This window comes from Sphingobium sp. B1D7B, from assembly GCF_025961965.1.
Taxonomy (GTDB): domain Bacteria; phylum Pseudomonadota; class Alphaproteobacteria; order Sphingomonadales; family Sphingomonadaceae; genus Sphingobium.
Genome location: NZ_JAOQOR010000001.1, coordinates 184,308 through 207,825 on the forward strand (window position 1 = coordinate 184,308; position 23,518 = coordinate 207,825).

The 23,518-nt window shown below is 66.4% G+C and carries 20 protein-coding genes; 12 read left to right on the forward strand and 8 right to left on the reverse strand.

Translation table 11 applies throughout. From position 1 onward, the window contains the following. The first annotated feature begins 30 nt into the window (after window positions 1-30). The 4 genes from era (at window position 31) to M2336_RS00905 (ending at window position 5,271) form a co-directional block, all read left to right on the forward strand. Window positions 31-945, forward strand: a complete 915-nt coding sequence (era, locus tag M2336_RS00890; protein WP_264571252.1) for a GTPase Era — start codon at window positions 31-33, stop codon at window positions 943-945. A 223-nt stretch (window positions 946-1,168) separates the two neighbouring features. Continuing rightward, window positions 1,169-2,200, forward strand: a complete 1,032-nt coding sequence (locus M2336_RS00895) for a helix-turn-helix transcriptional regulator (protein ID WP_264573564.1) — start codon at window positions 1,169-1,171, stop codon at window positions 2,198-2,200. Between the two features lie 106 nt (window positions 2,201-2,306). After that, complete coding sequence (locus M2336_RS00900; protein WP_264573565.1) at window positions 2,307-3,206, forward strand: 3-keto-5-aminohexanoate cleavage protein; 900 nt, start codon at window positions 2,307-2,309, stop codon at window positions 3,204-3,206. Window positions 3,207-3,474: 268 nt separating this feature from the next. Continuing rightward, complete coding sequence (locus M2336_RS00905; protein WP_264573566.1) at window positions 3,475-5,271, forward strand: monovalent cation:proton antiporter-2 (CPA2) family protein; 1,797 nt, start codon at window positions 3,475-3,477, stop codon at window positions 5,269-5,271. Window positions 5,272-5,540: 269 nt separating this feature from the next. Here M2336_RS00905 and M2336_RS00910 read toward each other — a convergent pair whose 3' ends face one another. From M2336_RS00910 to tpiA, 6 genes are all read right to left on the reverse strand, one after another. Further along, a complete protein-coding gene (locus M2336_RS00910; RefSeq protein ID WP_264573567.1) occupies window positions 5,541-6,335 on the reverse strand; it encodes a LysR family transcriptional regulator in 795 nt (264 codons plus the stop codon). After that, the gene (gene apaG, locus M2336_RS00915) at window positions 6,332-6,730 is read right to left on the reverse strand and encodes a Co2+/Mg2+ efflux protein ApaG (RefSeq protein WP_181560583.1); all 399 of its coding nucleotides are present in this window, start codon (window positions 6,728-6,730) and stop codon (window positions 6,332-6,334) included. Before apaG ends, M2336_RS00910 begins: the two co-directional genes overlap by 4 nt. A gap of 58 nt (window positions 6,731-6,788) precedes the next feature. Then, window positions 6,789-7,994 (reverse strand): O-succinylhomoserine sulfhydrylase, encoded by a 1,206-nt coding sequence (gene metZ, locus M2336_RS00920; RefSeq protein ID WP_181560584.1) that lies wholly within the window; start codon window positions 7,992-7,994, stop codon window positions 6,789-6,791. Window positions 7,995-8,040: 46 nt separating this feature from the next. Then, a complete protein-coding gene (leuB, locus tag M2336_RS00925; RefSeq protein ID WP_264573568.1) occupies window positions 8,041-9,084 on the reverse strand; it encodes a 3-isopropylmalate dehydrogenase in 1,044 nt (347 codons plus the stop codon). A 96-nt stretch (window positions 9,085-9,180) separates the two neighbouring features. Further along, window positions 9,181-9,915, reverse strand: coding sequence for a DNA repair protein RecO (gene recO, locus M2336_RS00930; protein ID WP_264573569.1), 735 nt, complete (start codon window positions 9,913-9,915; stop codon window positions 9,181-9,183). A 42-nt stretch (window positions 9,916-9,957) separates the two neighbouring features. Next, on the reverse strand, window positions 9,958-10,707 hold the full coding sequence (tpiA, locus tag M2336_RS00935) for a triose-phosphate isomerase (protein WP_264573570.1): 750 nt from the start codon (window positions 10,705-10,707) through the stop codon (window positions 9,958-9,960). Between the two features lie 190 nt (window positions 10,708-10,897). Between tpiA and M2336_RS00940 the strand changes: the two genes are divergently transcribed. Then, entirely contained in the window at window positions 10,898-12,847 is a 1,950-nt protein-coding gene (locus tag M2336_RS00940; RefSeq protein WP_264592490.1) for a peptidylprolyl isomerase, read from the forward strand. Further along, on the forward strand, window positions 12,828-14,393 hold the full coding sequence (locus M2336_RS00945) for an anthranilate synthase component I family protein (protein ID WP_264573572.1): 1,566 nt from the start codon (window positions 12,828-12,830) through the stop codon (window positions 14,391-14,393). The genes M2336_RS00940 and M2336_RS00945 overlap by 20 nt, the downstream gene beginning before the upstream one ends. A gap of 114 nt (window positions 14,394-14,507) precedes the next feature. Here the strand turns inward: M2336_RS00945 and M2336_RS00950 are convergent, their stop codons facing one another. Continuing rightward, complete coding sequence (locus tag M2336_RS00950; protein WP_264573573.1) at window positions 14,508-15,005, reverse strand: asparaginase; 498 nt, start codon at window positions 15,003-15,005, stop codon at window positions 14,508-14,510. 73 nt (window positions 15,006-15,078) lie between these two features. Between M2336_RS00950 and M2336_RS00955 the strand changes: the two genes are divergently transcribed. The 6 genes from M2336_RS00955 (at window position 15,079) to M2336_RS00980 (ending at window position 21,227) form a co-directional block, all read left to right on the forward strand. After that, window positions 15,079-15,669 (forward strand): anthranilate synthase component II, encoded by a 591-nt coding sequence (locus tag M2336_RS00955; RefSeq protein ID WP_264573574.1) that lies wholly within the window; start codon window positions 15,079-15,081, stop codon window positions 15,667-15,669. Window positions 15,670-15,762: 93 nt separating this feature from the next. Continuing rightward, window positions 15,763-16,245, forward strand: coding sequence for a PRC-barrel domain-containing protein (locus tag M2336_RS00960; RefSeq protein WP_264573575.1), 483 nt, complete (start codon window positions 15,763-15,765; stop codon window positions 16,243-16,245). Between the two features lie 367 nt (window positions 16,246-16,612). Next, on the forward strand, window positions 16,613-17,497 hold the full coding sequence (locus tag M2336_RS00965; RefSeq protein WP_181560593.1) for an EpsD family peptidyl-prolyl cis-trans isomerase: 885 nt from the start codon (window positions 16,613-16,615) through the stop codon (window positions 17,495-17,497). A gap of 102 nt (window positions 17,498-17,599) precedes the next feature. Next, entirely contained in the window at window positions 17,600-18,793 is a 1,194-nt protein-coding gene (locus M2336_RS00970) for a glycosyltransferase family 2 protein (protein ID WP_264573576.1), read from the forward strand. A 125-nt stretch (window positions 18,794-18,918) separates the two neighbouring features. Continuing rightward, window positions 18,919-20,190, forward strand: a complete 1,272-nt coding sequence (locus M2336_RS00975) for an MFS transporter (protein WP_264592491.1) — start codon at window positions 18,919-18,921, stop codon at window positions 20,188-20,190. Then, on the forward strand, window positions 20,187-21,227 hold the full coding sequence (locus M2336_RS00980; RefSeq protein WP_264592492.1) for an amidohydrolase family protein: 1,041 nt from the start codon (window positions 20,187-20,189) through the stop codon (window positions 21,225-21,227). Before M2336_RS00975 ends, M2336_RS00980 begins: the two co-directional genes overlap by 4 nt. Window positions 21,228-21,301: 74 nt before the next feature. Here the strand turns inward: M2336_RS00980 and M2336_RS00985 are convergent, their stop codons facing one another. Further along, entirely contained in the window at window positions 21,302-23,485 is a 2,184-nt protein-coding gene (locus tag M2336_RS00985) for a TonB-dependent receptor (RefSeq protein ID WP_264573579.1), read from the reverse strand. Window positions 23,486-23,518 lie beyond the last annotated feature (33 nt).

Here is a 23,518-nt window from a genome sequence, read left to right on the forward strand (position 1 = left end):
GCGCGCGCCATGCGCCCGACGGAGTGACCAGTGACCTCAACGCCATCGCCTGACCATCAACGCTGCGGCGTCGTCGCGGTCGTGGGGGCTCCGAATGCGGGCAAGTCCACGCTGACCAATGCCTTGGTCGGCCAGAAGATCGCGATCACCAGCCCCAAGGCGCAGACCACCCGCACGCGGGTAATGGGCATCGCCATAGAGGGGCCCGCGCAGATCATCCTCGTCGACACGCCGGGCATCTTCCAGCCGGACAGGCGGCTCGACCGCGCCATGGTGCAGGCCGCGTGGGGCGGCGCGCAGGATGCCGACCTGATCGCGCTCATCGTCGATGGCCGCGCCGGCCTTGGGCCCAAGATGGAGCCGATCCTCGATGGCCTCGCCCAGCGGCGCGAAACAAAATGGCTGATCGTCAACAAGGTGGACATCGCCGCCAAGGACAAGCTGCTCACGCTGACCCAGCGCCTGCACGAGCGGGTGGATTTCGCTGAGACCTTCTTCGTGAGCGCCACCACCGCGGACGGGCTGGTCGACCTCAAGGCCGCCATGGCCGCCGCCGTGCCGGAAGGGCCGTGGCATTTCCCCGAAGATCAGGTTTCGGATGCCACAGACCGCCTGCTCGCCTCCGAAATCACGCGCGAGCAGCTCTATCACCAGCTCCACGACGAACTGCCCTATCAAAGCGCGGTCGAGACCGAGCAGTATAAGGAGCGCGCCGACGGGTCGGTAGAGATCCACCAGCAGATCCTCGTCGCGCGGGCAACGCAGCGCGGCATCATTCTCGGCAAGGGCGGGCAGCGGCTGAAGGAGATCGGCAGCAAGGCCCGGGCCGAACTGTCGAGCCTGCTGGGCGTGCCCGTCCACCTCTACCTGCATGTGAAGGTGAAGGAAGGCTGGGACGAGGACCGCCACGTTTATCGTGACATCGGTCTCGACTGGGTGGACTGACCCCATCCCTCGCGCAATCCCGGATTGGATCAATCCGCTCCTCGCGTCGAAACCAGTGGTTGACGCCACGACCCTGCTTTTTCATGGAGCTTAGGTCGCTACCGAACGCCGGGAGGCTCGGTCGCGGGGGTGGGAGGATTGATCGCTTTTGGGAAGAGCGCTGCCCAGTCTGACCGAAGCTATCCTGAGTGCGCCTCTCACCGAGGGCGGCTGGGAGGACGCCTTGCGTGCGCTCGCCAGAGAGACGCGGTCCTTGTCCGGCCAGTTGCTCGGGATCGGGTCGCCAACCACGCTGGCCTTCAACCTCCTCACTGATCCGGTGAACGAGCGTCTCTGCCGCCAGTTTGACAGCGAGGTTGCCAATTATTCCCATGGGAACTGGCGGGTCGCCGCTGCCAGCGGTCCGCTCGATGTGCGCCACGAATATCATTATGATGCCATCAAGGCCGCGCAGAACACCGACATCTATGACGACTTCACGCATGACGCCAACATGCCACATGGCTGCCAGGTCGTGCTCGTCAATGACGGGCAGGTGATGGTTGGACTGGCCGTTCTGCGCACCTATCAGGATGGGCGCACCACCGAGGCCGATCGCGCCGTTTTCACGCAGGCCGCGCCGCTGATGCAGTCCGCCGTCCGGATGCAGCGCACGCTGGAAGGCGAAGGCGCGAAGCTGCTCGCCGGATCGCTGGACACGATGAACACCGCCGCCTTCGTGTGCGACGGGCTGGGCCGGGTGTGCGCCACCACCCGCGCCGGCGAGGTGCTGCTCCGCGCCGAAGATCTGATCATGCTGCGCGACGAGCGGTTGACCGCCCCCAACAGCGCCGAAGCGCGCGAGCTGCGGTTGCAGATCGGCGCGATGCTGCAGGCAGGCGACGTGGCGCTGCCGAGTTGCGGGGTGTGGCTGGGCCAGCAGCGCCCCATCGCCCAGCGCCGCCTGTGCGAGATCTTCCGCCTGCCGGCCAAACCCGCCGCGCTCGGCTTCGAGCCGCGGCTGCTCGTCACTGTACGCGCGGCTGGCAACATTGGCGCGATGGAGCGCCAGGCATTGCAACGCATGATGGGCCTGACGCGGGCCGAGACCGAGATCGCCATGCTGCTGGCCGAAGGCACCTCCCGCGAAATGATCGCCCTGCAGCGCAGCACGAGCCTTGGCACCGTCAACATCCAGATCAAGCGCCTGTTCGAGAAGACGGGCACCAATCGGGAAGCCGAGCTGGTCGCGCTGATCAATCGCCTGCTCCGCTGAGCCGCTTTTCGGACTTTATCAACGTCAACCATCGCGCATGGCTTGACCGGCGGGGGACAAGCGGGCAGCAGCGGCAGCACGAGACTTTTCGAGAGGAGCCGGAAATATGAGCGCCGGAAATATGAGCGATCGCCGCATGGTGACCATTGCGCCCACCGGGGGCACCACCTTCAAGAGCGCCAACCCGGCGCTGCCCACCCAGCCGCAGGAAATCGCCGACGACGTCTACGCCTGCTACAAGGCCGGCGCCTCCATCGCCGCCATCCACGCGCGGCGCCCGGACGATGAGGCGACCTGCAACCCGGCCATCTACCGCGACATCAACGATCGCATCCGCGCCAAGTGCGACATCATCCTCAACAACTCGACGGGCGGCGGCAACAGCGGCGACATGCTCATCGAGCGGCCCGACGGCATGTTCGAGAACAGCTTCGAGGAGCGCCTCAAGGGCACCGAGGGCGGCGCGGAAATGTGCACCTTCGACGGCGTGACCGTGGTCGACACGATCAGCGGCAAGGACGTGCTGGTCATCACCCCGCCCTCGCGCTGCGAGACGCTGGTCAAGGCGATGGTCGACAAGGGCATCAAGCCGGAGTGGGAAGTCTTCTCGCCCGACCACATCCTTCAGGACGTGACGCGCCTGATCCAGAAGGGCTATGACAAGCCGCCCTACTACATTAACATCGTGCTGGGCGGCGAAAAGGGCTTTCAGGGTGCAATGCCCTACAGCACCGACATTCTCGACTTCATGGTGAAGTGCCTGCCGCCGCAGTCCATCTGGTGCATCTCCGGCATCGGCCCGGCCCAGCTTCCCGCCACCACGCAGGCGCTGCTGCTCGGCGGTCACGTCCGCGTGGGGCTGGAGGACAATCATTATTATTCGCGCGGTGTGAAGGCGACCAATTTGCAGCTGATCGAGCGGCAGGTGCGCATAATGAACGAGATGGGCATCGAGCCGATGAGTGCGGCGGAGTCGCGGGAGTTGCTGGGATTGAAGGCGGTCTGAAGTCAGGCGGTGGGGATGAGTGATGTGCCACTGCCTCGACGGCAGGCACAGGTGCGAGCTTGCTCCCCACCCCAACCCCTCCCCTGAACGGGAAGGGCTTAGGAGGGTACGCGCAGCGGTTTGACTCTGCTGCACCGACCATCCAAGGTTGCCCGGTCGATGAACGCGCGGACGGGCTGCTGAGATCTGCCTCATCGAGCATGGAACCGCCCGATTGTCCGCGCTGACCGCGCCGGCCTGACGGCTGCCGGGGATTGGGACGGACAGCATGGCGGACGCATCGATGGGTTTCGGGCTGGGGCAGGCCATCATCCTGATGGGGGCCGGCGTGATTGCGGTGCCGCTGTTCCGGCGGCTGGGCCTCGGATCGGTGCTGGGCTATCTCGCCGCCGGCCTCGCCATCGGTCCCTTCGGGTTGGGGCTGATCAACGATCCGCAAGCGCTGCTGCACATCGCCGAGCTGGGCGTGGTGATGTTCCTGTTCATCATCGGCCTAGAGATGCGGCCGCGCAAGCTGTGGAACCTGCGCAAGCAGATCTTCGGCCTTGGCGCGGCGCAGGTGCTGGCGTGTGGTGCGCTACTGACCCTGCTCGGCATGACGGCCGGCCTGCCTCCGGCCGTGGCGGCGGCAGGCGCGATGGGCTTTGTCCTCTCTTCCACCGCCGTCATCATGCAGATACTGAACGAAGCTGGGAACGCGGGCACCGAGGAAGGCCAGAAGGCGATTTCCATTCTGCTGCTGGAAGATCTTGCCATCGTGCCGCTGCTGGCGCTCGTCGCCTTCTGGGCGGCGTTCCATGGCGCGACGGGCGCGGAAGACGCACCGCCGGTGTGGCAGAGCATCGGCCTGGCACTGGCGGCGCTGGCCGCATTGATCGCGGCTGGGCGCTGGCTGCTCGATCCGCTGTTCGGCCTGATCGCGCGGGCCGGCGCACGCGAAGTGCTGACCGCCGCGGCGCTGCTCATCGTGCTGGGATCGGCCGTGTTGCTGGATGCCGCCGGGCTTTCGATGGCGATGGGCGCTTTCCTCGCGGGCGTGCTGCTCTCCGAATCCAGCTATCGCCATGAGCTGGAGGCGGATGTCGAGCCGTTTCGCGGCATCCTCCTCGGCCTGTTCTTCATCAGCGTGGGCATGTCGCTCGATCTCTCGACGGTGCTGCGCGAGTGGCAGCTGGTGCTGGGCGGCGTCCTCGCCTTCATGGTCGTCAAGGCGATCGGCATTTATGCCGTCGCGCGGCTGATGGGCTCGGCCCACAGCGCCGCAAGCCACCGCGCCGCGCTGTTCGCGCAGGGCGGCGAGTTCGCTTTCGTGCTCTATGGCGCCGCGCTGGCCGTGGGCCTGTTCGATGCGCGGATCGCAGCGATCATGAGCGCGATCGTCATCCTCTCCATGGCGCTGACGCCGCTGGTGCTCATCGTGCAGAACCGGATGCGCCGCAACGCGCCGGTTTCGCTCGACGGCGTAGACAAGGCCAAGGACCTGACCGGCCGCATCCTGTGCATTGGCTTCGGCCGGTTCGCGCAGGTGGCGAGCCAGGCGCTGCTCGCGCGGCGCTTCGAGCTCTCGCTGATCGAGAATGATGTCGAGATGATCCAGGCGGCCGGCAATTTCGGCTTCAAGGTCTATTATGGCGATGGCACGCGGCTGGACGTGCTCCATGCCTCCGGCGCCGGGCGGGCCGAGGCGATCCTCGTCTGCGTCGACAAGCCGGATGTGGCCGACAAGATCGTCGAGCTGTGCCGGCACGAATTCCCGCTCGCCAAGCTCTATGTGCGCGCCTTCGACCGCGGGCATTCGCTGCGCCTGATCAAGGCGGGCGTCGACTATCAGATCCGCGAGACGTTCGAGTCCGCGCTGGCCTTCAGCGAGGCGGTGCTGACCGACCTCGGCGTCGATGAGGACGACGCACGCGAGGCAATCGAGGACGTGCGCGAGCGCGATGCGCAGCGGGTGGAGCTGCAGTTGGTCGGGGGGATCACGGCGGGGCGCTCACTGATGCGCGGCAATATGGTGACGCCGGAGCCGGAGCCCTTCTTCCCGCCGCAGCGGGCTGAGGGCGGCTAGGGGGAACTGCCACGTTCCGTTCGCGTCGAGCGAAGTCGAAACACGCCGGAGCCACGCTTGGTGTCTCGACTTCGCTCGACACGAACGGGTGTAGGGGGACGGGACTGAGCAAAAAGCAACGCCCTCTCTTCCCCCCTTCCGTTCGCCCTGAGCGAAGTCGAAGGGCCCTGCTGAGCGGAGGCGAAGCCAACCTCGCTGCGCTCGGCTTCATCCTTCGACTTCGCTCAGGGCGAACGGTGAGAGGGTAGTCGGCGCGAGAACCGCTCGCCTCAGCCCTCGCTGAGCGCAGCCACCAGGGCCTTCACCTTCTTCTGCCGCCATTGCGGAAGCGGAGCGATCAGCCAGTATCCGGGGCCGTTGCGCGACTCGCCAAGGGCGGCCACGCGGCCGGCGGCGATGTCCGCTGCCGCCAGCAGCGCGGGCACGCAGGCGCGGCCGAGGCCGTTGGCTGCGGCATCGATGGCGAGGCCGGCGTCGGCGACGCGGACGACGGCCTTGCCGTCATCGACCGGGCAGCCGGGCCAGGCGATGGGCGACTCCAGTCCGCCGCCATCGGGCGCGCCGACCGTGACGAAGCGCGGCTCGCCGAGGGCGACGCCCTCATGCTCGCCGGCACCATCGGTCAGGCGCAAGGCGAGATCGAGATTGGCCTCGGTGAAATCGAGCGCATCGTCGGCAGCTACGAGCATGAACTGCACGCCCGGCTCCTGCGCCGCGTACGCAGCAAGGCGCGCGCTGAGCCATTTGGCGGTGAGGTCGCGGGGTGCGGCGATAGTGAGATGTTGGCTGCTCTGCCCGGCCTGCATGGCGCGGACCGATTCCTCGAGTTCCAGGAAGGCGCTGCGTAGCGCAGGAAGCCCCGCTTCCGCTTCCGGGGTCAGTTCCAGCCCGCGGGGCGTGCGGCGGAAGAGGACGACGCCGAGCATATCCTCCAGCGCGCGGATCTGCTGCCCTACGGCCGCGGGCGTCACCGCCAGCTCATCCGCCGCGCGGGTGAAGGAGAGATGCCGCGCTGCCGCGTCGAACACGCGCAGGCCGTTCAGCGGCAGATGGGTCCGCTTCATCCCGAGACCGCCGGCGCCTGCAGCGCGAAGCGGGGAATGCGCACATCCAGCAAGCTGCCGCCGGCATCGAGCATCTGGTAGCTGCCTTCCATCCAGCCGGTCGGCGTGGAGAGCGGGCAGCCGGAGACATAATCATAAGCCGCGCCGGGATGAATCACCGGCTCCTCGCCGACGACGCCCTTGCCCTCGCGCTTGTAGAGCGCGCCGCGTCCGTCCGCGATGGTCCAGTGGCGCGTGAGCAACTGCACCGGGGCCTTGCGGCCATTTTCGATGCGGATGTGATAGGCCCAGAACCACTTGCCCATGTCCGGCTCCGATTGCTCGGAGAGAAAGTTGACGGACACGCGCACGGTCACGTCATGCGTCGTCTCGGCATAGGCGAAAAGGGCGTTCATCAAGGCATTCATGCTACGACCCGTCCTGTGTCCTGCCTGGCCCCGAGACCGACCCTACTCAAAGGCCGACAGCGGTCAATGCCTGATCCAGATCGGCGATGATGTCCTCCGGGTCTTCCAGCCCGACATTGATGCGCACCATGCCCTCGCCAACGCCGGCCTCGGCGCGGCCCTCCGGCCCCATATTATTATGGGTGGTGGAGGCGGGATGGCACAGCAGGGTGCGGGAATCGCCGATGTTGTTGGAGATGTCGCACAGCTCCATCGCATTGAGCAGGGCCATGGCCTGCCCGCGATCAGCGAGGTTGAACGAGAAGATCGGCCCGGCGGCGCTCATCTGCTTCATCGCGAGATTGTGCTGCGGATGGCTCGGCAGGCCGGGATACAGCACATCCACGCCACGCTGCTCCATGAAGCGCGCGACCTTGAGCGCGTTCTCGGACTGGCGATGGGCACGCAGGTCCAACGTCTCCAGTCCCTTCAGCACCACCCAGGCGTTGAAGGGCGAGCAGATCGGCCCGGTGTTGCGCTGGAAAGGCGAGAGCACGCCGTTGATCCACGCATCCGTGCCGCAGATGGCACCGGCCAGCACCCGGCCCTGCCCGTCCATCAGCTTGGTGGCGCTGTAGGCCACGACATCCGCGCCGAAATCGAGCGGGCGCTGCAGCACCGGCGTCGCGAAGGCATTATCCACCACCGTGGTGATGCCATGGGCACGGGCGAGGCCGCAGACATGCTCCAGATCGACAATGTCCATCGTGGGATTAGCCGGCGTCTCGAAGAAGAACACCTTGGTGTTGGGCTGGATCGCCTTTTCCCACGCATCATTGTCCCGCGCGTCGACGACGCTGTGCGTGATGCCGAAGCGGTTGAGCACGTTGGAGAGAATCCAGCGGCACGAGCCGAAGGCCGCGCGCCCGGCGACGACATGATCGCCGGCGCTCAGCATGCACAGCAGCGCGCTGGTCATCGCGGCCATGCCGCTCGCCTGCACCTTGCACGCCTCGGCGCCTTCCATCAGCGCGATGCGCTCTTCCAGCATCTGCACGGTGGGGTTCTGGAAGCGGGAATATTGCATCCCCGTCGCTTCCCCGGCGAAGCGGGCGGCGACTTCCTCCGCGCTGTCATAAGTATAGCCCGAGGTGAGGAAGAGCGCCTCGCTCGTCTCTCCCTGCTCGGAGCGCCAGGTGCCGCCGCGCACGGCCTGTGTCGCGGGCCGCCAGCGGCTGGTGCGGGAACGATCCTGTCCGGTTTGTCTCTTCATGACGTTGCCTTCTAGACCCTGTCAGGGGTCGGTCAATCCAATGGCGTCAGATCGCCGCGAGCACAGCATCGCCCATAGCAGACGTGCTCATCGAGCCGCCAAGGTCGGCAGTGCGGGCACCACCGGCCAGCGCCTCGGCCACGGCCGCCTCGATGCGATCAGCCGCCTGTGCCTGATCGAGCGAGAAGCGCAGCATCATCGCGGCGGAGAGGATCGTCGCCAGCGGATTGGCCTTGCCCTGCCCGGCGATATCCGGCGCGGAGCCGTGGATCGGCTCATACAGCCCCTTGCCGTTGGCATCGAGCGAGGCCGAGGCCAGCATGCCGATGGAGCCGACGCACATGCTCGCCTGGTCGGAGAGAATGTCGCCGAACAGATTGCCGGTCACGATCACATCGAACTGGCCGGGATTGCGCACGAGCTGCATGGCGGCATTGTCGACATACATGTGGGACAGCTCGACATCGGGATAGTCGGCGGCAACCTCGATCACTACGTCGCGCCAGAGCTGGCTGGTTTCCAGCACATTGGCCTTGTCCACCGAGCAGAGCTTGCCCCTGCGCGCCTGCGCGGCGCGGAAGGCGCTGTGGGCGATGCGGCGCACCTCGGCCTCGTTGTAGGACATGATGTCATAGCCCTCGCGCAGGCCATCGGCAGTCTTGCGAATGCCCTTCTCGCCGAAATAGACGTCGCCATTCAGTTCACGGACGATCAGCAGGTCGATCTTCTCGGCGACCTCCTTGCGCAGCGTGGAGGCATCGGCCAGCTCCGCGAACATCTTTGCGGGGCGCAGGTTGGAGAACAGGGTCAGCTCCTTGCGCAGGCCGAGAATGGCCTGCTCTGGCCGCAAGGCGCGCTCAAGCGAATCGCAATCGGGATCGCCCACCGCGCCGAACAGGATCGCGTCCGCGCGCTTTGCCAGATCGAGCGTAGCGGGAGGCAGCGGATGACCCTCCGCCTTATAGGCCGCGCCGCCGACCGGCGCTTCCTCATAGGTCAGGCCGGGGATCGCCAGCGCATCGAGCACGCGCTTGGCCTGCGCGGTGACTTCCGGACCGATGCCGTCTCCGGGCAGGATCGCAACGAGCATGGGTTTCCCTTTCTCAATCTGAAGACGGGCGGTGCTGCTAGACAGGCGCGCCGGCCCTGAGGATGTGGGCTGAGCCATTGCCTCAAGCAGGCCGGGTCACGCAACCGCTCTTTTGAGCCGTTCGATCAGCCGCTCGCGCGCGGCCAGCACGTCAGACCGGCGTGGATCGAACAGCGACTGGGCGAGGAAATGGCCGGTCAGGTCAAATCCGGCGAATATGTCCGGCCAGCCGGCTTCGCCGCCCTCGGTGAGGAAGCCGGGCAAGGGCAGCAACCGGTCGCGGTGCGTACCGGCCGCCGCTGCCGTCACCGCGCGCCCGGTGCGCGGGCTGACATAGGCCAGCCCCTCGCGCGCGCCGGTGACGGCGCATTCCGCCAGATCGAGTCCGAAGCCCAGCTCGGCGAGCAGCAGCAGCTCGTAGCGCACCAGCGCCACGGCCCAGCCGCGCGCAGCGGGCGCTGCTTCCACCGCATCGAGCACCGCGCCCAGCGCGGCGTAGAGCGCGGGGTAGGGATGACCTTCCGGCAAGGTCACCGCCGTGAAGGCGCAAGCCCAATCGATGGCCGCGGCGGGCAGCGGCTCGGCGAGTAGCGGCCCCCGGCTATGCTCCAGCTCGGCCGAGAGGCTGGCGAGCTGATCGGCCGTGCGGGCGCGGAAGGTGCCCCGCACGATATTGCCGGGCAGCAGCACCGGGCGCATCCGGCTCGAGCGGCCGCCCTGCACATAGCCCGCGACCAGCCCCGCATCCGCCGTGAGCGCCCGCACGATCGCGCCATGCTCGCCATGCGCCCGAACGGCGCAGACGATGGCAGTGGCGGCGAGCGTGGACATGGGCGCTTATCTACCGGCTCGCGACCGGTTTAGCGATGCCGATCAGGCTGCAGCGATGATCGGCCCGAATTTGGCGGCGGTGAGGCTCGCCCCGCCGACCAGCGCGCCGTCGACATTGTCGGTGTGGAGGATATCCGCGGCGTTCTCACCGCTCACCGAGCCGCCATAGAGGATGCGCATGGCATTGCCGGCCTCCGCGCCCAGCGCCTTGACGAGCGCGGCGCGCAGCGCGGCGTGCATGGCGGCGATTTGCGGCGGGGTAGCAACCTTGCCGGTGCCGATCGCCCAGACCGGCTCATAGGCGATGGTCAGCCATTCCGGGTCCGCGCCCTCGGGCAGCGAGGCGACAAGCTGATCGGCCACGAAGGCGTGCGCCACATCGTCGCCCTGTTCGCGAGTGTCCAGCGTCTCACCGACGCACAGCACCACGGAGAGACCGCTCTTATGCGCGGCGAGTGCCTTGGCGGCGACATCGGCATTGCTCTCGTGCTGATATTGCCGGCGCTCGCTATGGCCGACCAGCGTGCCGCGCGCGCCAGCTTCGGCCAGCATGGCGGCCGAGAGATTGCCGGTATAGGCCCCGGCCTCTTCCTGATGGCAATCCTGCGCGCCGATGAGCACGGCGCCGCCAAGCGGCGCGGCGGCCGCGATGAGGGTGGCCGGGAGATAGAGCGCCACATCGATATCGTTGCGGGCGGCGGCAAGCTCGGCAATGGCGGATACCTCGCCAAGCTGCCCCTTGAGGCCGTTCATCTTCCAGTTGCCGGCGACGAATTTGCGGCGGACGGTCATAGCTTCACTCTCCTGCACAGGTGATCAATGATCTGGCGGCCCGGATGAACGGGCAGGACGGCTTTGTCCAGCCGGCACCGCATGGCTGCGGAAGCCCCATGGACAGCCGAGCGCGCAAAGGCTTGATGCCGTCGGACGCCCGCCCTAAAGCAGCCCCCAGCCTTTCGCCGCCTTTCTGGACAAAGACCCCATGCAGATTTTCCGTCGTCTTCTCGGTTCGAAATTTGGCGGCCTGTTCGCAATCGGATTTCTCGCGATCATCGCCTTCGCGTTCATCGCGGGAGATATCAGTGGCAATAGCGTGAATTTCGGTGGCAGCTCAAAGACGGAAGTCGCCAAGATCGGCGACCGCCCGCTGACCGTGGCCGAGCTGCAGAGCCGCACGCAGATGGTGTTCGAGCGGCAGCGGCAGGAAAATCCGGCGCTGACCATCGACCAGTTCCTGGCCCAGGGCGGCCTTAAGCGCGTGGCCGACGAGCTGATCTCCTCACGCGCGCTGATTGCCTATGGCGAGAAGCACGGGATGCGGGTGAGCAAGGCGCTCATCGACGCGGAGATCGCCCGCAATTCCGCCTTCACGGACGCAACCGGCAATTTCAGCGAGACGGTATTCCGCCAGATGCTCGCCCAGCAGCGCGTCTCCGAGCAGGATCTGCGGGACGATATTGCCGCGCAGATCATCCAGCAGCAGCTGCTCCAGCCGGTGGGCGTGGGCACCAAGGCGCCGGCCAGCATGGTGCCGCCTTATGCCGCGATGCTGATCGAGGAACGCGCCGGCGAGATGTTCGCGATTTCCGCCGCCAGGTTCGCGCCGCAGACCGCGCCGACCGAGGCGCAACTGCAGGATTATTACAAGCAGCATGGCAGCCAGTTCGCGATTCCCGAGCAGCGCCAACTGCGCTACGCGCTCGTCAATCTTGCTCGCTTCGAGCCCCAGGCGACGCCGACCGACGCGGAAATCGCCGATCTCTACAAGAGCCGCCAGAGCCAGTTCGCCGGCCGCAAGACGCGCGATTTCAGCCAGCTGATCCTCGCGACGGAAGCGCTCGCCAAGGACGCCGCCGCCAAGGCGAAGGCCGGCCAGTCGCTGCAGGATGTCGCCAAGAGCCTCGGCCTCGCCGCCTCACGCGTCGATGGCGTGGACGAGAAGCAGCTTGCCACGCAGATGAATGCGGAGATCGCCAAGGCCGGCTTCGCCGCCGCGCAAGGCGGCATCGTCGGTCCGGTCCGCTCGCCCGCCGGCTGGGCAGTGCTGCGCGTGGAAGCCCAGCGTGACGTGCCCGGCAAGACGCTGGCCGAAGCGCGCGAGGAGCTGTCCGCCGAAGTGCGCCAGATCAAGGAGCTCCAGCTCTTCAGCGAATTCCTGAACGATATGGATGGCCGCCTGGGCGCCGGCGCGACGCTGACCGACATCGCCAAGGAGCACAACCTCACCATCGTCGAGACGCCGCTGATCGTGCGCAACGGCCAGTCGCTGCGCGACCCGGCGTTCAAGCCCGACGCGACGCTGCAGGCGCTGCTCGAAGGCGGCTTTGCGGCGCGGCAGGATGACGATGCGCAGATCGTGCCGGTAAAGCCCGACGAAGAAGCCGCGCTCCTGACCGTGGCCGAAGTGGTGCCCGCCGGCCCGCCGCCCTTCGCGCAGGTGAAGCCGGCCGTGGAAGCGGCCTGGAAGCTGGCGCAGGGCGTTGGCAAGGCGCGCGAAATCGCCACGCAGCTCGCGGCGCAGCTGGGCAAGGGCGCCGAACCGGGGCCGCTGCTCGCCAAACTCGGCATCGCCGACGCGCCGCGCCAGCCGCTCTCTGCGCGCCGCGCCGACATCAACCAGCAGGGCGGTCAGATCCCCCCGCCGCTCAAGGCGCTGTTCAGCATCCGCCAGGGTGGAACGCAGATGGTGCCGCTGGAGAATAATCAGGGCTTCATCGTCGTGCGGCTGGACAAGATCACGCAGAATGATCCCACACAGGTGCCCCAGCTGATGCAATCCACTGCGGCCGGCCTCAGCAATGTGCTGGGCGGGGAATATGCGCAGCAGTTCGTCACAGCGATCCAGCAGGAGCTGGGCGTCAAGCGCAGCGAGGCGGCCATGGCGGCTGTGGAGCAGGAACTGCGCCGCGCCTATGGCGGCAGCGCAGAATAAGGCCGACCCGTTGACCATCGCGCAGGACAGCATCGACGCCGCACGCGCGGCCCTCTCCGCCGGGCGCTCCGCGCTCGTGTGGGCGCGGCTGATCGCGGATACCGAAACGCCGGTCTCCGCCGCGCTCAAGCTGATCGAGCCGGAACGGGGCGACTTCATTCTCGAATCGGTGGAGGGTGGCGCTGTACGCGGGCGCTACAGCCTGATCGGCATCGCGCCGGACCTCGTGTTTCGCGCCACTGGGCGCAGCGCCGAGATCAACCGCGACTGGCGGACCGACCGGACCGCCTTCACGCCGCTGGAGAGTGATCCCCTCGCCGCGCTGCGCGATCTGGTGGCGGAATGCCGGGCGGATGTCGACCCGGCGCTGCCGGCTGCGCTCGCCTGCCTCGTCGGCTATTTCGCTTATGAGACCTTCGGCCTGGTCGAAAAGCTGCCGCGCCCGGCCGACAATGGCCTCGGCACGCCCGACATGCTGTTTGTGCGCCCGACGGTGGTGCTGGTGTTCGATCGGCTGGCCGATGCGCTCTACATCGTCGCGCCGACCTGGGCCGACCGGCTCGGCACCGGCGAGGCCGCCATCGACGCGCTGATCGATACGGCTGTGGGGCGCATCGAGGATGTCGCGGCGCAGCTCGCCCGGCCGCTCGCCGCGCAGACCAGTCAGGCCCCCGCCATCGATCTGGACGCGATCACGCCAACGCCGGTGATGGAGCCGGGCGCCTATGCAGAGATGGTGAGCAAGGCCAAGGACTATATCGTCGCGGGCGACATCTTTCAGGTCGTGCTGGCGCAGCGCTTCACCACCCCCTTCCCGCTTCCGCCGATCGACCTCTACCGGGCGCTGCGGCGGATCAATCCCTCGCCCTTCCTCTACCATCTCGATCTGCCCGGCTTCGCGCTCACCGGCTCCAGCCCGGAGATTCTGGTCCGTGTGCGCGATGGGGAAGTGACGATCCGGCCGATTGCGGGCACCCGACCGCGCGGCAAGACGGCCAGCGAGGATGCCGAGAATCGCGATTCGCTGCTCGCCGATCCCAAGGAGCGCGCCGAGCATCTGATGCTGCTCGACCTGGGCCGCAACGATGTCGGCCGCGTCGCCAGCGCCGGCTCGGTGAAGGTGACGGACAGCTACACCATCGAATTCTACAGCCATGTGATGCATATCGTCTCCAATGTCGTCGGCAAGCTCGACCCGAAGCACGATCCGCTCGATGCGCTGTTCGCCGGCTTCCCGGCCGGCACAGTATCCGGCGCGCCCAAGGTGCGGGCCTGCGAGATCATCGCCGAGCTGGAGCCGGAAACGCGCGGGCCTTATGCCGGCGGCGTCGGCTATTTCTCGCCGGATGGAAACATGGATAGTTGCATCGTTCTGCGCACCGCGCTGGTGAAGGACGGCGTGCTGCACGCGCAGGCGGGCGCCGGCATCGTCGCGGATTCCGAGCCGGCCTATGAACAGCGCGAATGCGAGCACAAGGCCGGCGCCCTGTTTGCGGCCGCGCGGGAAGCCGTGAAGGTCGCGCAGGACGGGCGCTTCGGGCAGTAAGGGCTAGCTTTCCGCAACTGCCGTGCTCCGGCGAAGGCAGGAGCCTAGGGCCTAACGGACGAACTTAGCCGCCCTGGGCTCCTGCCTTCGCAGGAGCGCGGTAGGGGTGGGACGCTACCGCGCCACAAAAGCCCCCTTAGCACGATCCTTCACCACCTGATCCGCACGGAACACCTTGCCATTCATGGTGATGTAAACGCCCGGCGGGGCGATCTGCGCCGTCGCGAAGGCCATACCGAGATTGAAGGTGGCGTCGCTCTCCGAGAAGCGCGCCGGGGCCAGCGCGCCCACCAACACAATGGTCTTGCCCGATATGCCCGCCAGTGCAGCGGCCGTGTCCGTCATCGTATCCGTGCCGTGGGTGATAACGATGCGCTCGGCGGGCGAGGCCGCAACCCGCGCCGCGATCAGCGCGCGATCATCGGCGGTCAGCTCCAGACTGTCCTTGCGGGTCACTTCCTCGATCTCGATCGGCAGCTTCACCCGCGCGATCTCCAGCAGGCGCGCGAGGATCGACTCGCCGATCTGATATTCGCTCAGCGCATCGAAATAGAGCTTGTCGATTGTGCCGCCGGTGGTGAGCACATGGATGCGCGGATTTGTCTGGGTCATGCCCGCGCTTATAACCGGCCAGCGCCGCCTTGTCCTGCTTGCGCGGCGGAGCAGTGGCCCGTAGAAGCCGGCTATGATCCTCGTCATCGACAATTATGACAGCTTCACCTGGAATCTCGTCCATTATCTGATGGAGCTGGGCGCGCAGGTCGAGGTGGTGCGCAACGATGCCATGTCCGCCGGGCAGGCGCTGTCCTCAGGCGCGGAAGCCTTTCTGCTTTCGCCCGGGCCCTGCACGCCCAATGAAGCCGGGATCAGCCTCGATCTCGTCGCGGCCTGCGCCGATGCCGGCAAGCCGCTGCTCGGCGTGTGCCTGGGCCATCAGACGATCGGCCAGCATTTCGGCGGCAAGGTGGTGCGCGGCGGCCTGATGCACGGCAAGACATCACCGGTCACGCATGACGGCACCGGGCTGTTCGAGGGCCTGCCCTCGCCCTTCACCGCCACGCGCTATCACTCGCTGATCGTCGAGGACATTCCCGATTGCCTGCTGGTCAATGCCACCAGTGAAGATGGATCGGTGATGGCGTTCCGCCACGCGAGCCTGCCCATCCACAGCGTGCAGTTCCACCCGGAGAGCATCGCGACCGAACACGGCCACGCGATGCTGGCCAATTTCATGCGTCTCGCCGGAATGCTGGTGACCGCGCGCGCAACGGCCTGACCCGAAACCGTTCGTCCCGTTTGAGGGAACGCCCATTTATCTCCCACGTTGGTCGGCCATCATGCGAATGCGCCGCAACAGTGGAGACTATAGGTGAAAATCGACCCTGCGGCCGCGCTCGCCTTGGCCCTTCTACTAGCGGCCTGCAGCGGTCGCGATGACGCGGCCAATCAGCATCCCGATGAGCCTGCCGTCCAGCTGATCGCCCATCCCGGCTCTCAGGCCGCCAAGGGCAAGGCCGCGCTGAATCTGACCGAACGCGAACTGCTCGATGCCGAACTGGTCGATACCGACGGCACCGAACTGGGCGATGTGATCGCCCTGAAGCGCGGCCCCGGCGGTGCTGTCGAAGGGCTGGTGATCGCGGTCGAAGGCAGCATGCCCGAGCAGCATGTCTATCTCCCCCTCGATGGTCTCGCGCCCCTGCGCGACGGCGATGACTGGACGATCGTCACGAGCCTCACCCCTGCGCAGATCGCCGCGCTGCCCAAGGCCAATCCTGACCCGCCGACCGGCCAGCCCGCAGCTGCCACCGCCGGTTCGGCGCCGTCTCACGGAGCAGCCAACGTCCGTTGAGGGCAAGCGCCGGCCACGTCTGGCACCCGCGACAATCCACCTAATATTAACGCCGGGCTGATAGGACGCCCCTGTCCGATCCCGGTGCGGCTGCCATGGTTGCCGCTTGTTCACGGTCCAGCGGCGAGTTAATAGGTGCCACAAAGTACGACAAGCCGATCCATGTTGCTCGACAAGATGAGGGGGATGCTCAGGCAGCCGATGGCCGGGCATATACTGGCCGCAATCTTCCCGCCGCACATGTAATGATTTGTAGGCATCTTGCCTCACCCACTGCTTTCTAGGATGACAGGCTCGATCGGGGGATCGCCGGGCCTTCAACCGAGAACCGATTTTTACCACTTCACGCTTGTTCTGGAGACTATGGATGTCACTGCTGAGGAACGTCTCGCTCGTTGCGCTCGCTTCCCTTTCCCTCACGATCGCCGGCTGCGAGAAAAAAGCCGAAGGTCAGGTCGTGGCCGTGGTCAATGGTGAGGAAATCACCCTGACCGAACTGAACGCCGAGATCGCCGATCTCAACGTCCCTGCCAGCGCCGACAAGGACATGGTGCGCAGCCGCGTGCTGCAGCGCATGGTCGACCGCCGGCTGCTGGTGCAGGCCGCCAAGGAAGCCGGGCTGGACCGCGACCCGGAATATCTGACGCAGGAGCGCCGGATGCGCGAGCAGCTGCTCGTCAACCTGTACGGCCGCAAGACGATGGACACGGTGAAGGTCCCGGATAACGCCGCCATCGACAAATATATCAGCGAGCGCCCCAACGCCTTCGCGCAGCGCAAGCGCTTCGCCCTCGAGCAGCTGCAGATGGATCCGCCGTCCAAGCCGGATGGCCTCAAGGAGCTGGAAACCGCCAAGACGCTCGATGAGGTCGCATCCCGCCTGACAGCCATGGGCATCGCCTTCGAGCGTGGCCGGGGCTCGCTCGACACCGCCGTGATCGATCCGCAGATGCTGGCCCGCATCGAGGCGCTGCCCCCGGGCGAGCCATTCATCGTGCCGGCCAATGGCAAGCTGGTCGTGAGCGTGATCACCGGCAGCGAAGCGACCCCGGTTCCGCAGGAGCAGGCCCGCCAGATCGCCGCGCAGGCCATGCGCAACGAGGAGCTGAACAAGATCGGCGAATCGCGCCTGAAGGAAGCCAAGGCCAAGGCCAAGATCGAGTATCAGCCGGGCTATGCACCCAAGGACGATGCCAAGGCCGCCGGCGCCCTGCCCGCAGCCGGCAACGCCGCGGCGCCCGCCGCCAAGTAACGGCGAGGCGTTTTCCGCACGATATGAGGAGAGGAGGCACCAGCCTCCTCTCCACCCCCTCGAAGCGTCGACGCGCCAGTCGCCAGACGCGGGAATGAAGGCATGATGATCCTCGACTCTCTGGCTTGGCTCATCATTGCCATACCCGTGCTCCTGCTGGCCGTGCTGGCCGTGGAGCTGGCCCTGGGCCTGATCGCCGGCCGCCCGGCAAGGCCGCGCACTGCCGCCCCCCATAGCGCCATCATCCTCATGCCCGCCCATAATGAGGCCGCCGGCATTGCCCGTACCATCGCGCTGCTCCAGCCGGCGCTGGATGTGCATATCCGCCTCATCGTCATTGCCGACAATTGCACGGACGACACCGCCGCCGCCGCGCGCGCGGCCGGGGCACAGGTTATCGAGCGCAATGACCCCAGCCAGCGCGGCAAGGGCCATGCGCTGGCCTTCGGTCGGGATTGGATCAAGGCTGCGACAGACACCGCGCCGCCGGATTGTATTGTGGTGCTGGACGCCGACTGCGAAATCGACGGTGCGTCGCTGCGCGCGCTGATCGACGCGACCTGCGCCAGCCATCGCCCGGTGCAGAGCTGCTACCTGCTCCGCTCGGCCGCCGATGACGGGGCGATGACGCAGATTTCCAACTTTGCGATGCTCATCAAGAATCGCGTTCGCCAGCGCGGCGCCTCGATTCTGGGATCGCCCGCCATTCTCGGCGGCACCGGCATGGCCTTCCCATGGGCCCTGATCGAATCGGCGCCGCTGGCGACGAGCCACCTGGTCGAAGACCTTGTGCTCGGCCTCCATTTCGCGCGAGCGGGCGCAGCGCCCCTCTATCTGGAGGCCGCGACGACCTGGAGCGACCCAGCGAGCCAGAGCGACACGCTTACGCAGCGGGCGCGCTGGGAGCATGGCTATATCCAGACCGCCCTGCAGCAAGGCGCGCCGGTCGTGCTTGAAGGCGTGGCCAAGGCCAGGCCCAGCCTCGCCTGGTTCGGCCTGAGCCTGCTCGTGCCGCCGCTGGCCCTGTTGATGAGCCTGAGCCTGATCGCGCTTGTGGTGAGCGCCGGGCTCGCGCTGCTGGGCGCCACCGCTGCCGCGCCTGCTACGCTGGCGGGTCTGTTGACGCTGGTCGCGCTGCTACTAGCCCTCGCCTGGATGCGCGACGGGCGCGACACGGTCTCGGCGGCAACGCTAGCGCGCATCCCGCTCTACATTCTGTGGAAAGTCCCCGTCTATCTGCGGCTGGTCAAGAAGCGCGAGACCGAATGGGTGCGCACGCGCCGCAAAGGCGAGTGATGAAGCGAGGCGCCAAACCGGTGCCCTGAACCGCTCAACAGCCTCGCATTGATGATCTTTCAACTTGCATTGGCCGCCGCAAAGCGCGCTATGATGGCGCAACGCCAGCAGGTGAAGGAGAGGGCATGACGGGAACGAGCGAAGCGACGAGCGCGCGCGGCTGGGGTGGATTCCTGCTGATCCTTATCGCGCTGATGGTCGAGGGCTTCGACCTGCAGGCCGCCAATTTCGCCGCGCCCTCCATCCTGGAAGATTTTGGCGTCAGCCGCGCCGAGATCGGCCCGCTGCTCTCCGCAAGCCTGTTCGGCGTGCTGATCGGCGCCGTGTTCATCGGGCCGCAAGGCGACAGGCTGGGCCGCCGGACGATCCTGATCAGTTGCTGTATCGGTTATGGCATCATGTCGCTGGTCGGCGCGCTGGCGACCAACCTCACGCAACTCATCGTGCTGCGCTTCCTCATCGGGATCGGCCTTGGCGCCGTGCTGCCCAATGCGCTGGCGCTGGCCGGCGAACTGGCGCCGCGCAAATATCTCGCGCGGGCGACGGCGCTGGTCGGCATCGGCATCACCTTTGGCGGGGTTCTCGCGGGGATCGCCGCCGCCAAGCTGCTTGCGCCTTATGGCTGGCAGAGCTTGTTCATCCTCGGCGGTCTCCTGCCCATCGCGATTGCGGCGCTGCTGTGGATCGGCCTGCCGGAAAGCCCGGTGCTCAACCGCGCACAGACCCATGCACCGGGCGAGCGCGGGCTTTCGGCCATCCTTTCCCCCGCGCAGCGTGCCCGCACGATCGCGATCTGGATCATCTTCGCGCTGGTGCTGATGGTCGTCTATCTGGTGAGCGGCTGGGTGCCCCTGCTGGTCAAGGATCAGGGCTATTCGACGACCACCGCCTCATGGATCGCCACCGGCACCCATGCCGGCGGCGTGGTCGGCGGTGTGGTCGCCAGCCTGTTGCTGGTGCGCCGCAACTGGTCGGTCGTGGCGCTGTTTGCGGGGCTTGGCGCGCTCACACTGGCGATCATCACGGTGCATGACTGGGGTATTGTCGGCCTGACCGTGCTGCTTGTGCTGGTCGGCCTGTTCAGCACCGGCACCCAGAACGGCCTCAATGGTTCGTGCGGGGCCACTTACCCGGCGACCATGCGCGCCTCCGGCCTTGGCTGGGCGCTCGGCATGGGGCGCGTCGGCTCGATCGCCGGGCCGCTGGTCGGCTCGCTCGCAGTGCTGCTCGGCCTGTCGGCGCCGCGCACCTTCTTCATCTTGCCGGTCATCCCGCTGGTGATCGCGGCCGCGCTGGCGCTCTGGCTCGCCCGCCGGACCGGCCGCGCCGCCCCCGAGGCCAGCGCGCAGGACAGCCCGGCTCCCCTTTCCGCCCCCATCATGGAGACTGCCCGATGACGAAGATGCGCAAGATCGCCACCGAAGAAGCCTGGTCGATCCCCGAGGTCGCCCATGCCCTGCGGGATGTGACGCGCGGGCCATCGCAAAGCCTCGACAAGCTGCTCGTCGGCGGCATCTATGACCCGCCCGAAAACGCGACCGGCTATGCGGCGATGAACTTCCTCGACGGGCTGCTCGACATCGAGGAAAAGCGCCTGCCGGAGATGGACGCGCTGGGCGTGGACATGCACCTGCTCTCGCTCACCGCGCCGGGCGTGCAGATGTTCGATGCCGACACAGCGACGGACTTGGCCGCGCTCGCCAATGATCGGCTGGCCGAGATCTGCTGCAAGCGCCCGGACCGCTTCGCCGGCCTCGCCAGCTTCGCCCCCCACAGCCCCAAGCGCGCGGCAAAGGAAATGGAGCGGGCGATCAATGATCTGAAGCTCAACGGCTTCATCCTCAACAGCCACACCCATGGCGAATATCTGGACGATCCCAAATATTGGCCCTGCCTCGAAGCCGCCGAAGCGCTCGATGCCTGCATCTACATCCACCCGCGCGCCGCCTCCGACACGCTGAAGGGGCCTTTGCAGGATTACGGCATGGACAGCGCCATGTGGGGCTATGGCGTCGAGGTCGGCACACATGTCGTGCGGATGATGGCCAGCGGCGTGTTCGATGCCTTCCCCAAGCTCAAGATCTGCATCGGCCATATGGGTGAGGCCATCCCCTTCTGGATCTGGCGCATCAATTTCATGAACACCCGCGCCCAGAAGATCAGCCGCGCGCCGAAGACGAAACTGAGCATCGCGGAATATTTCCAGCGTAACTTTGTGGTGACGACGAGCGGCGTCGAGGACCCGCTGGCCCTGCGCTACACCATCGACAAGCTCGGCATCGATAATGTGCTCTGGGCGATCGATTACCCTTATCAGCCGCAGCAGCCGGCTGTGGATTTCATGGATGCGGCGCCGGTGACGGAGGCGGAGCGCCACGCGCTGTACCACGGCAATGCCGAGCGCATCTTCCACATCGCGCCGCTCAGCGACTGACGGCGACTGACTAAACCTAGCAAAAGGGGCCGGCCGTCATCGACGTCCGGCCCCTTTTTGTGGTGACAGTCCGGTCAGAAATCGACGGACAGAGACGCCTTGTAGGTGCGCGGCGCGCCCTGCAGGAGGGTCTGGCCGAAGGCATCGTAAGCCGACGCCCAATAGCGCTCGTTCGCGACATTATCGACGTTGAAGCGCAGGGTGAGCGGGCGCTGCGCCACCACCGCCACATAGCGCATACCGACGTCGACGCGAGTCCACGAAGGCAGCCGCAAGGTATTGGCAGTATCTAGCCATTGCTTGCCAGTCTGCACCACCCGCCCAGTCAGCGTAAGCGCAGGCAGGAACGGGAGATCCCACTCCACATTGGCGTTGAGCAGATAATCCGGCACGCCCTGCGCCCCGTTGCCATCCTGCAGGCCACCCGGCGTATCCCGAAGCTCTGCCTCGATCACCGAGCCTCCGGCGATGATCCGCAAGCCGGGCGTCAGTTCCCCGCTCACGCTGAGTTCGAGACCTCGGTTGCGCTGCGTGCCGAAGAGATCATAGACCAGCGCGGCCGAATTTGTGGGGTCGGGCGCCACCTGCCCAAGGGGCTTCTCGATCTGGAAGGCGGCGAGGCTTGCACTGACCGGGCCGAGGGCCAGCTTTCCGCCCACCTCATACTGCACCGAGCGGTAGGGCTGGAAAATCTCGCCCGCGTTGCTCACCGGCAAAGTTCCCAAACCGGGGTAGAAGCCGGACAAGGGTGCCACGGGTCCCTGCGCCAGGCTTTCGATGCGGTTCGCGAACAGCGAGAGGCCGGCCACCGGCTTGATCACCAGACCGACGACCGGCGTGAGGGCGCTGTTCTTGTATGCCGAATCCAGCGCCCCATTGCCATAGGAGTAGCTGCTGGTCCTGATCTGCTGAATACGTCCACCCACCGTCAGCAGGACACGATCACCCAGCAGGCCAACGGTGTCGGATGCAAACACGCTCAACAGCTTGGTGCGACTGATCGGAAAGGGATTGTCCAGATCGCCGCCGACGAGGGCCGAGCTGGGAATAGTAACCGGCTGCGCGTCGTAGAGGTTCGTAGCAAAACCTGCGAAGCCGGGCCCGTAGAGAAAGTCATAGGCGTTGCGATTGACCTGCCAGGTCGCCGAGCCGCCAATGTTGAACTCGTGGGTAATCCCCCCAGCAGCCAGATTGATGCGGATGCCGGCCTGCACAGCCTCGTTGTTATCAGTGCGCGGCACATACAGGCCATTGCCGCTGGCGGCGCCCGTCACGGCGTCCGACACGGTGATGCCCCCATAAATGCCGTCTTCCATCCCGTCGCGCGCGCCACCCATGACGTATAGCATGGCGTTGTCCGCCAGGTCATACTCCAGACGAGCTAGGCCAAAGATGTCACGCATCGTGGTGTAGGTCCAAGGCTGCGCGTAATTGACATCCGCCTCGGGCACTGCCGGAATGCTGGTGGATGCGATGGTCACCTTGGGGCGCAGGCCACGCACATGCACGCGGTTATACGCGAGATCGAGCGACATCCGCAGCGGTCCACCATCATAATCGAATGCGGCGCCGACAGCATAGGTGCTGCGATACTCGCCATCAATTGCGACATCCCCGCCCCGCGCGACGCCGTTGATCCGGACGCCCATGGTGCCCGCACCAGCAGGGAAACGGCGCGCCAGATCGAGCGAGCCGCCGAAATGCTCGCCTGAGGTATAATTGAGGGTCGCACGACTGAGGCGTCCCGTGGCCCGCTTGGGCACGAGATTGACGCTGCCGCCGATGCCGGACCCGCCCGGCGCTGCGCCGTTGAGGAAGGCGCTAGCGCCATTCAGGACCTGAACGGATTCGTAAAGCTCCGGCGCAACGAGCTGGCGCGGGGTGATGCCGTAGAGGCCGTCCAGCCCGACGTCGTCGCCATACAGGGGGAAGCCGCGGATAACGAACTGCTCGGCGGCATTGCCGAAGCCGTAGGTGGTGCGGACCGAGGGATCGTTCTCCAGCACCTGTCCCAGCGTCTGCGGTTGCTGGTTGAGAATAAGCGCCGCGTTATAGCTCTTTACACTGAAGGGCACATTCTCGGCAGACTTCTCGCCAAGCACGCCCACATTGCCTCCAAGCGTCACCGCGCTGCGATTCTCGCGCTGCGCCGTGACGATGATCTCGCTGGCCTCCTGCGCCGCGGCCGGCATGGCCACCGCGGCGACCGAGGCGATCAGCGCAGCTTTCAACATTTGGCTGGAACGATGGAAATTCATGCGTCTTTTCCCTTTGAAACGCGCTTGCATGCG

Excerpts from the sequence above, each read along its gene's own strand:
- leuB (WP_264573568.1), bottom strand. The coding sequence starts at position 9,084 with ATGCTCGTTGCGATCCTGCCCGGAGACGGCATCGGTCCGGAAGTCACC.
- M2336_RS00900 (WP_264573565.1), top strand. The coding sequence starts at position 2,307 with ATGAGCGCCGGAAATATGAGCGATCGCCGCATGGTGACCATTGCGCCC.
- apaG (WP_181560583.1), bottom strand. The coding sequence starts at position 6,730 with ATGAACGCCCTTTTCGCCTATGCCGAGACGACGCATGACGTGACCGTG.
- metZ (WP_181560584.1), bottom strand. The coding sequence starts at position 7,994 with ATGAAGAGACAAACCGGACAGGATCGTTCCCGCACCAGCCGCTGGCGG.
- tpiA (WP_264573570.1), bottom strand. The coding sequence starts at position 10,707 with ATGACCGTCCGCCGCAAATTCGTCGCCGGCAACTGGAAGATGAACGGC.
- M2336_RS00955 (WP_264573574.1), top strand. The coding sequence starts at position 15,079 with ATGATCCTCGTCATCGACAATTATGACAGCTTCACCTGGAATCTCGTC.
- M2336_RS00980 (WP_264592492.1), top strand. The coding sequence starts at position 20,187 with ATGACGAAGATGCGCAAGATCGCCACCGAAGAAGCCTGGTCGATCCCC.
- M2336_RS00910 (WP_264573567.1), bottom strand. The coding sequence starts at position 6,335 with ATGAAGCGGACCCATCTGCCGCTGAACGGCCTGCGCGTGTTCGACGCG.
- M2336_RS00905 (WP_264573566.1), top strand. The coding sequence starts at position 3,475 with ATGGCGGACGCATCGATGGGTTTCGGGCTGGGGCAGGCCATCATCCTG.
- M2336_RS00970 (WP_264573576.1), top strand. The coding sequence starts at position 17,600 with ATGATGATCCTCGACTCTCTGGCTTGGCTCATCATTGCCATACCCGTG.
- M2336_RS00975 (WP_264592491.1), top strand. The coding sequence starts at position 18,919 with ATGACGGGAACGAGCGAAGCGACGAGCGCGCGCGGCTGGGGTGGATTC.
- M2336_RS00950 (WP_264573573.1), bottom strand. The coding sequence starts at position 15,005 with ATGACCCAGACAAATCCGCGCATCCATGTGCTCACCACCGGCGGCACA.
- M2336_RS00940 (WP_264592490.1), top strand. The coding sequence starts at position 10,898 with ATGCAGATTTTCCGTCGTCTTCTCGGTTCGAAATTTGGCGGCCTGTTC.
- M2336_RS00985 (WP_264573579.1), bottom strand. The coding sequence starts at position 23,485 with ATGAATTTCCATCGTTCCAGCCAAATGTTGAAAGCTGCGCTGATCGCC.
- M2336_RS00965 (WP_181560593.1), top strand. The coding sequence starts at position 16,613 with ATGTCACTGCTGAGGAACGTCTCGCTCGTTGCGCTCGCTTCCCTTTCC.
- recO (WP_264573569.1), bottom strand. The coding sequence starts at position 9,915 with ATGTCCACGCTCGCCGCCACTGCCATCGTCTGCGCCGTTCGGGCGCAT.
- M2336_RS00945 (WP_264573572.1), top strand. The coding sequence starts at position 12,828 with ATGGCGGCAGCGCAGAATAAGGCCGACCCGTTGACCATCGCGCAGGAC.